Annotated in this window: 10 protein-coding genes; 2 read left to right on the top strand and 8 right to left on the bottom strand. The window is 68.4% G+C overall.

Annotated features, from left to right (window positions below; all coding sequences use genetic code 11):
* Nucleotides 1-288, top strand: a 288-nt coding sequence (locus tag LPZ50_RS19330; RefSeq protein ID WP_268903490.1) for an NAD(P)-dependent oxidoreductase, incomplete at its 5' end; no start/stop codon positions are given.
* Here the strand turns inward: LPZ50_RS19330 and LPZ50_RS19335 are convergent.
* Nucleotides 285-1202: a LysR family transcriptional regulator gene (locus LPZ50_RS19335; protein ID WP_230663863.1), complete on the bottom strand. Its 918-nt coding sequence runs from the start codon at nucleotides 1200-1202 to the stop codon at nucleotides 285-287. The genes LPZ50_RS19330 and LPZ50_RS19335 overlap by 4 nt on opposite strands.
* Nucleotides 1203-1301: 99 nt before the next feature.
* On the opposite strand from LPZ50_RS19335, the gene LPZ50_RS19340 reads away from it, so the two are divergent.
* Nucleotides 1302-1547 carry a DUF2798 domain-containing protein gene (locus tag LPZ50_RS19340; RefSeq protein ID WP_230663864.1) on the top strand — a complete coding sequence of 82 codons (246 nt, stop codon included), beginning with the start codon at nucleotides 1302-1304 and terminating at the stop codon, nucleotides 1545-1547.
* 32 nt (nucleotides 1548-1579) lie between these two features.
* On the opposite strand, the gene LPZ50_RS19345 is transcribed toward LPZ50_RS19340, so the two are convergent.
* From LPZ50_RS19345 to LPZ50_RS19375, 7 genes are all read right to left on the bottom strand, one after another.
* Nucleotides 1580-2872 carry a TRAP transporter large permease gene (locus LPZ50_RS19345; RefSeq protein ID WP_230663867.1) on the bottom strand — a complete coding sequence of 431 codons (1293 nt, stop codon included), beginning with the start codon at nucleotides 2870-2872 and terminating at the stop codon, nucleotides 1580-1582.
* Nucleotides 2869-3351, bottom strand: coding sequence for a TRAP transporter small permease (locus LPZ50_RS19350; RefSeq protein ID WP_230663869.1), 483 nt, complete (start codon nucleotides 3349-3351; stop codon nucleotides 2869-2871). Before LPZ50_RS19350 ends, LPZ50_RS19345 begins: the two co-directional genes overlap by 4 nt.
* Before the next feature lie 64 nt (nucleotides 3352-3415).
* Nucleotides 3416-4441 carry a TRAP transporter substrate-binding protein gene (locus LPZ50_RS19355; protein ID WP_230663873.1) on the bottom strand — a complete coding sequence of 342 codons (1026 nt, stop codon included), beginning with the start codon at nucleotides 4439-4441 and terminating at the stop codon, nucleotides 3416-3418.
* A 52-nt stretch (nucleotides 4442-4493) separates the two neighbouring features.
* Nucleotides 4494-5444 (bottom strand): SDR family oxidoreductase, encoded by a 951-nt coding sequence (locus tag LPZ50_RS19360; RefSeq protein ID WP_230663877.1) that lies wholly within the window; start codon nucleotides 5442-5444, stop codon nucleotides 4494-4496.
* Entirely contained in the window at nucleotides 5441-6235 is a 795-nt protein-coding gene (locus LPZ50_RS19365; RefSeq protein ID WP_230663880.1) for a hydroxypyruvate isomerase family protein, read from the bottom strand. The genes LPZ50_RS19360 and LPZ50_RS19365 overlap by 4 nt, the downstream gene beginning before the upstream one ends.
* Nucleotides 6232-6942, bottom strand: coding sequence for an NAD(P)-dependent oxidoreductase (locus LPZ50_RS19370; RefSeq protein WP_230663883.1), 711 nt, complete (start codon nucleotides 6940-6942; stop codon nucleotides 6232-6234). Before LPZ50_RS19370 ends, LPZ50_RS19365 begins: the two co-directional genes overlap by 4 nt.
* Nucleotides 6927-7176 (bottom strand): DUF721 domain-containing protein (locus LPZ50_RS19375; protein ID WP_230663886.1); only part of this gene is annotated, 250 nt, incomplete at its 5' end. The genes LPZ50_RS19375 and LPZ50_RS19370, both read right to left, overlap by 16 nt.

The following is a 7176-nucleotide window of genomic DNA, read 5'->3' on the forward strand; positions in this document are numbered from 1 at the left end:
CGCGGCGCCGCGCTGGTCAGCGTGGGGCGCGGGTCGCACCTGGCGGTGCCGGACCTGCTGGCGGCGCTGGACAGCGGGCAGATGTCGCAGGCGGTGCTGGATGTATTCGATACCGAGCCTCTGCCAGCCGAGTCGCCGCTGTGGCGGCATCCCGGCGTGACGATCACGCCGCACTGCGCGGCCACCCCCACGCGCCAGGAACGCGCGCGCTACGTGGCCGACCTGATCCGCCGCTGCGAGGCCGGCGAATCCCTGCCCAACCTGTACGACCCGGCCAAGGGTTATTAGCTGGCAGCGGACGGCGGCGGGTCGCCATTCTGCAGCAAGGGCGTGGCCGCGGCAAAGTCGGACAGGTGCTCCAGCAGCGTTCGTACTTTTCGCGGCAGCTGCTGTTGCGGCCAGACGGCGTACAGCACGCGCTGCGGGGTGCGCCAGTCGGCCAGCACGCGCCGCAGGCGGCCCTGCCGCAGAGGCGCGCTGCTGAGCGTGTGGGGGCAATACATGATGCCCAGCCCGGCCTCGGCCATCTGTACCATCAGTTCCAGTTCGTTGACCCGGCAGCGCCCGTCGGGCCGCAGCTCGATGCGTTCGCCGCCGCCGGGCGACAGGAAATACCAGGTGGCCAGCGGTTCGCTGACCAGCAGCGCATGGTGCTCCAGATCGTGCGGATGCCGCGGTTCGCCATGGGCCGCCAAATAAGACGGCGCCGCCACGACATCCAGGCCGAAGGCACCCAGCCGGCGCTGCCGTAGTTTGGGGTCGTGCTGCGGGCCGACGCGCACCGCCAGGTCGGCGCCATGCCGCCATACGTCTTCGGTGCGATTGTCCAGGATCAGGTCCAGCCGGATGTCGGGCCAGGCCGCCAGGAATGAGGTCCAGGCCGGCGCCAGCACCCCGCGCGCCAGGCTGACGGGGGCCAGTACCCGCAGCGTGCCCTTGATCTGGTTCAGGCCGTCGTCCAGGCCGGCGGTGGTTTGCTGCAAGGCGGTAAGCAGGGGCCGGCATTGCTCGTAGTACTGCCGGCCCTCGGCGGTAGGCTTCAGGCTGCGGGCGCTGCGCAACAGAAGCTGGCAGCCCAGCCGGGCTTCCAGCTTCTGCAGGCGGCGGGTAAGGGTGGCGGCGGGCAGGTTCAGCCGGCGCGCGGCCGCCTGCAGGCTGCCGTCGTCCACGATGGCGATGAACAGCGCAAGATCATCCAGCATGGCTTCCAATAATGGAATTTAAGATTCAAATCATGCTTATAGTTGCAAAAACAGTGTGAGTCTAGGATAGCGCCATCGTTTTCCTTCCAGGAGCTATTCATGTCTTACGCCACCCGGCTGCGTTGCACCTTTGCCCTGTTGATGTCCGGCCTGATGTCGTTGCTGATGACGGGCTGGGTAACGTGGCTGAACCTGGGCCTGGACCCGGGCTTTGCCGGCCACTGGGCGCATGCCTTCATCGCCGCCTGGCCGGCGGCGTTCGCCATCGTGCTGGCGCTGGCGCCCGTGGTGCAGCGGGCCAGCCAGCGGCTAGCGGAGCCGCGGGCCGGCACCCTCAAGCGCTAGGGCCGGCGCGCGGCGGATGAATTGCGTGCGCCCTAGCTGACGAAGCGCGGCAGGTACAGCGAAATCGCCGGAAACAGGATCAGAATCGTCAGGCGCACGATGTCGCTGACGACGAACGGCATCACCCCGCGGAAGATCGTCTGCGACGACACGCCTGGCAGCAGGCCGCGCAGCACGAACACATTCATGCCGAAGGGCGGGGTGATGAAACTGATCTCGGTAACCACCACCACGATGATGCCGAACCAGATCAGGTCGAAACCCAGGCTTTGCACCAAGGGGTAGAACACGGGCACGGTCAGCAGGATCATCGACATGCTTTCCAGCACGCAGCCCAGGATCAGATAGATGCCGCAGATGGCGAAGATCACGGCCAGGGGGCTCAGTTGATAGCGTTCGACCAGATCGAGCAGGTCGCCGGGCAGCGAAGTGAAGTTGATGAAGTTGGCCAGCATCAGCGCGCCTATCATCACCACGAAGATCATGCCGGTGGTCTTGGCCGATTCCACCACCACGTCCACGAACTTGGGCCAGGTCAGCGTCTTGCGGCAGCAGGCGAACAAGAAGCCCAGGAAGGCGCCGACGCCGGCCGCTTCGGCGGGGGTGAACACGCCAGCGTAGATGCCGCCCATCAGCAGGGCGATCATGGCCAGCACGGCCCACACTTTGGCCAGCGCCTGGCGGATCTGCGGCCAGGTGCTGCGCGCGCCCTGGGGGCCGGCGGCGGGGTCGCGGCGCACCACCCAGCTTACCGCCAGCATGTAGCAGCCTATGGCCAGGATGCCGGGCAGCACGCCGGCGGCGAACATCTTGCCGATGCTTTGTTCTGTCAGCAGGCAGTACACCACCATGATGATGGACGGCGGAATCAGGATACCCAGCGTGCCGCCCGCCGCGATCGAGCCGGCCGCCAGTTTTTCGCTGTAGCCGATGCGCCGCATCTCGGGGTAGGCCACCTTGGCCATGGTGGCCGCGGTGGCCAGGCTGGAACCGCAGATGGCGCCGAAGCCGCCGCACGCCACGATGGTGGACATGGCCAGGCCGCCGCGCCGGTGCCCCAGTACCGCATGGGCGGCCGCGTACAGTTCGCGCGACATGCGCGATTCGGTCACGAAATTGCCCATCAGGATGAACAGCGGCAGCACCGACAGCAGGTACTGGAATCCGCTTTCGTAGATGACCGATCCCGCCATGGCGTAGGCGGCATTCCAGTTGCGCAGCAGCCCCAGGCCGATGAATCCCACCAGCGCCATGGCGAAAGCCACTGGCACGCGCACGAATACCAGCGCCAGCATCGTGCCCAGGGCGATCAAGGCTTCGGTCATGGCGTGGTTTCCTCGGTTGCGGCGGACTGGCGTGCATTGGCCAGGTGGTACACGGCGTCCAGCGCCAGCAGCACCGACATGGCATAGACGAAGGGTGCCAGCGGGATGCCCAGCATGGCGGTGATGTCGCCGTAGTCGGCGGTGCTGTCGGCCTTGTCCCAGGTAACCCAGGCGAGGAAGCCGCTGACCGCGCCAGCCGCCAGGGCGCCGCAGCGGTCTTGCAGGCGCACGGCGCGCGCCGAGAACAGGTGGCTGAAGCCGTCCACCGTGATGTGGCCGCGCGCGCGGGTCATCAAGGGAATGCCGGAGAAAATCACCGCGATCATCATCAGCTCGACCAGTTCTACCGAACCGATGATGGGGTGGTTGAACAGGTAGCGGCCGGTGGCGTCGATGACGGTGAGCAGGCTCATGCCGCACAGGCTGGCCACCGCCACGGCCCTGAGCGCGGCTTCGATCGCGCAGTTCAAGTATTTCATGCTGTTCTCGCAGTGGCGCACCGCCCGGGGCGGCCCCGGGCGCGGTGCGCCGCGTCAGGGGCGGTTACTGGCCGTCGAGCTGCTTGATCTCGGCGCGGAACGACGCCAGGGCGGCCGGGCCGTCGATGCCTTTCGCCGCGGCCGCGTCCAGCCAGGTCTGTTCAAAGCCTTGCGTGCGCTCGCGTACCGCCGCAACCAGCGCGTCGTCGGCCTTCACGACCTGGATGCGCCCGCTGTCCAGCACTTTGTGGGCCTCGGCATCGTGCTTGTCCCAGGCCTTGCCGGCCAGTTCGGCCAGGTGCCGGCCCGACAGCTTCAGCAGGATTTGCTGGTCCTGCTTGGACAGGCGGGCGAAGGCATCGCGGTTCATGATCACGGCATGGGTATCGGAATACAGCCCGCCGGGGAACACGGTGGCGTGCTTGATCAGGCCGTCCAGCTTGAACGACACCAGCGATTCGGCCGGAAAGAACACACCGTCGACCACGCCCGTGCTCAGCAGCTCATACGATTCGGGGGCCGGCTTGGCAATGGGGGTGGCGCCCACGGCCTTGGCCACATCGGCGGCCATGCCGCCGCCCACGCGCACCTTCAGCCCCTGGAAGGCGCCGATGTCGGCCACGGATTTGCTGGTGGTGAACACAATGCCGGGCCCGTGCGCATACATGCCCAGCAACTGCACGCCTTTGTGCTCGTCCGCCTTGAGCAGGTACTTCTCGTAGGTATCCCAGGCGGCCACTGAGCGCGACACCGCGGTATTGCCCGAGAACGGCATCACGGCGAACTTGGTCAGCTGGAAGCGCCCCGGGTAGTAGGCATGCGACACGAACGAGATGTCCACCAGCCCGTCGCGTACCGCGTCGAAGTGGCCAGCCGGGTTGGACACCGGCTTGGGCAGCAGGCGCAGCGTCACCCGGCCCTCGGTGGCCTGCTCGATTTCCTTGGCCCAGGGCATGATGAAGTCGGCCACCACGGCATGCGTGGGCGGCAGCCAGCTCGATACCGTCAACTGGACTTTCTGGGCGTGCGCAGGCAGGGCGGCGGCAAGTGCCGCGGCGGCAATCGCAATGTTCGCCAGGGATTTGATCATGGTGTCTCCTCGGTGTGGTCTTGATGTTCTTGGGGGCAACGGGATGCGGCGGCTAGGGAGCCTGCGCCGCGTGGTCCAGCAAGCGGTGCAGATCGCCGTCGTGGCGGAATCCCGCGGCTTCGGCCGCGGGCGTGTACAGCGGCGGCTGGCTGCCGAACTGCGCCTCGATGGCCGGCTCGGGCGCATAGCGCACCAGCGTGCTGGCCGTGCCGTCGCCGCGCGCATCGAAGGCCGCGACAATGTCGCGCACCGATACCCGCAGGGCCGGCAAGGTCCAGGCGGTTCGTGCGCCGGGCGCCTGGGTGGCCAGCCACGCCGCATTCAATAGGTTGTCGACGCAGCACGCGCGCGACATCAGCCACAGAGTGGCATCGGGGCCCACCGGCATGGTGCATGGCTGGCCGGCGGCCAGAGAGCGGATCAGCGTGCTGGAAAACGCCGACCAGGCGCCATTGGGCGCGGGCGGGCGCGGCACGATGCCGGGCAGGCGCACCGTGCGGGCCTGCAGGAAGCCGCGCCGGGTGTAGTCCGCCAGCAAGATCTCCATGGCCAGTTTGTGCGCGCCATAGCTCAGGGCCGGCGCGGCGGGGGTCTGGTCGTCGACATGGCCGGGCAGTGGCGCGCCGAACACGGCAATGCTGCTGGTGTACACCAAGCCGGGGGATCTGCCCTGCTGGCGCAGCCTTTCCAGCAATTGCAGGGAACCCGCCAGGTTCACTTGCAAGCCCAGTTCGAATTGCTCTTCGGCGCGGCCGCTGGCCACGCAGGCCAGATGGAACACCAGGTCGGGAGCGGGCTCGGTCATGGCGGCCAGCACCTTCGGGTCGGCAAAGCTGCCTTCGATGCCGCGCACGCGCGGGTCGGACGGCGGCTCGCCCAGCGCCAGGTCGCACAGGGTGATGCGCGTTGGAGCGCCATGGCCGGGCAGCTCGGCCATGGCGCACAGCCGTTCGACCAGGGCGCGCCCGATGTAGCCGCCGGCGCCGGTGACCAGGATATTCATGGCGTGCCCCGGTTATCCAGCACGGCCTGGTAGGCCTGGCGCCAGGCCAGGCCGGTCGAGGTGTCGCCCCGGGGGATGTATTCGCAGCCTACCCAGCCGGCGTAGCCGTGGTTGGCCAGCGTGCGCAGCGCGCCCGCCACGGCGGGGTCGGCGGGGTCGGGTTCGTGGCGCCCGTCCGCGCAGGCGAACTGCACGTGGCGCACCAGGGGCAGCACGCTTTGCAGCGCGGCGTGCAGGTCCAGGTTTTCGCGCTGGGTGTGGTAAAGGTCGAACTGCAGGCCAATGGTGTCGTGCCCCACGGTGTTGATGATGTCGGCTGCCTGGTCGGGCCGGTGGTAGAAATAGCCCGGCACGTCGGCGCGGTTCAGGGCTTCCAGTGTCAATGTCACGCCGGCCTGCTGCGCCGGCCGCGCCGCGCTTCGCAGGTTGCCGATCAAGGTGGCGCGGCTGGCGCTGGGCACGGTGCCGGCGGGCGGCACGCCCGCCATGGTGTGGATCATGCGGCATCCCGTGGCGTCGCATACCTGCAGTGCGCGCTGCAGGGCGGCGCCGAAATCCGCTTCGCGGCCCGGCAGGCAGGCCAGGCCCTTCTCGCCCGCCGCGCCGGGTGGCGTATTGACCAACACCAGTTCCAGGCCATGATCGCGCAGCATCGCCGCCAGTTCAGCGGGCGCGAGGTCATACGGAAACAGAATCTCCGCGCCCGCGAAACCGTCGCGTGCCGCCGCGGCCATGCGTTGGGCCAGCGGCAGGCCGGGGTACAGCAGGGAAAGGTTGGCGGCCAGTTTCATCGTGGTTCCTTGAATGGGGCGGGGCGGTCGGGCCAGGCAACCCGCACGATCTCGGACAGGTCGGCCGTGCCCAGGCCCTGCGCGGCGGCGGCCCGGTAGCTGGCCAGCACGCCGTTCAGGCCGGCCAGTTCGGTGTCGGTGGCGCGTGCCAGGGCCGCGACATTCTCGACGTCTTTCAGCATGGTGGCCACCGAGCCCAGCGGCTGCTCGATGGGGCCGGTCATGCGCGGCACGAAAATCTGCAACAGGGTGGAATCGGCCCAGCCGCCGGCCAGCGCGGTATTCAGCGCGGCCGCGTCGATGCCGCTGTGCTGGGCCAGGGCCACCGCCTCGGCAATGGCATTCACGGTGCTGGCCACGATGGTCTGGTTGCACAGCTTGGCGACCTGGCCCGCGCCCACCGCGCCCATGCGCGTGACGCGGCCGGCATAGGCACGCAGGTAGGGCGCGGCGGCATCGATGGTGTCGGCCGGCCCGCCCATCATGATGGACAGGGTGCCGGCCTGGGCGCCGGCCACGCCGCCGGACACTGGCGCATCGATCCACACGCGGCCGCTGGCCTGCTGCAACTGCGCCGCATAACGGCGGGCGGCATCGGGTGAGATGCTGGAATGGTCCACCAGCCAGGCGCCGCCTGCGCGGTGCACGCCTGCGGCGCCGAATACCGTGTCATGCACGGCGCGCTCGTCGGTCAGGCACAGGAACACTCCATCGCAGCCTTGCGCCGCATCGGCCGGCGTCGCCGCCAGTTCGGCGCCGTCGGGGCGAGCACGTGGATCGCCGTCACAACGCCGTCCCCGAGCTCTTTCCGGAACAATTCCAAGAGGCTGGAATTCAACAGCCGCAGCTGCGTGGCCCAGGCCGTGGAGTCGCAGCGGACATGCAAGGTGGTGTCCGTGAAGCTCTCCGGGGTGCAGTGGGCGTAGATTTCCGGCTCCACC

The organism is Bordetella petrii (assembly GCF_020991325.1).
In the GTDB taxonomy this organism is placed as follows: domain Bacteria; phylum Pseudomonadota; class Gammaproteobacteria; order Burkholderiales; family Burkholderiaceae_B; genus Bordetella_A; species Bordetella_A petrii_E.

Coding starts and splice junctions, on each gene's coding strand:
- LPZ50_RS19335 (WP_230663863.1), bottom strand. CDS start 1,202: ATGCTGGATGATCTTGCGCTGTTCATCGCCATCGTGGACGACGGCAGC.
- LPZ50_RS19355 (WP_230663873.1), bottom strand. CDS start 4,441: ATGATCAAATCCCTGGCGAACATTGCGATTGCCGCCGCGGCACTTGCC.
- LPZ50_RS19350 (WP_230663869.1), bottom strand. CDS start 3,351: ATGAAATACTTGAACTGCGCGATCGAAGCCGCGCTCAGGGCCGTGGCG.
- LPZ50_RS19365 (WP_230663880.1), bottom strand. CDS start 6,235: ATGAAACTGGCCGCCAACCTTTCCCTGCTGTACCCCGGCCTGCCGCTG.
- LPZ50_RS19345 (WP_230663867.1), bottom strand. CDS start 2,872: ATGACCGAAGCCTTGATCGCCCTGGGCACGATGCTGGCGCTGGTATTC.
- LPZ50_RS19360 (WP_230663877.1), bottom strand. CDS start 5,444: ATGAATATCCTGGTCACCGGCGCCGGCGGCTACATCGGGCGCGCCCTG.
- LPZ50_RS19340 (WP_230663864.1), top strand. CDS start 1,302: ATGTCTTACGCCACCCGGCTGCGTTGCACCTTTGCCCTGTTGATGTCC.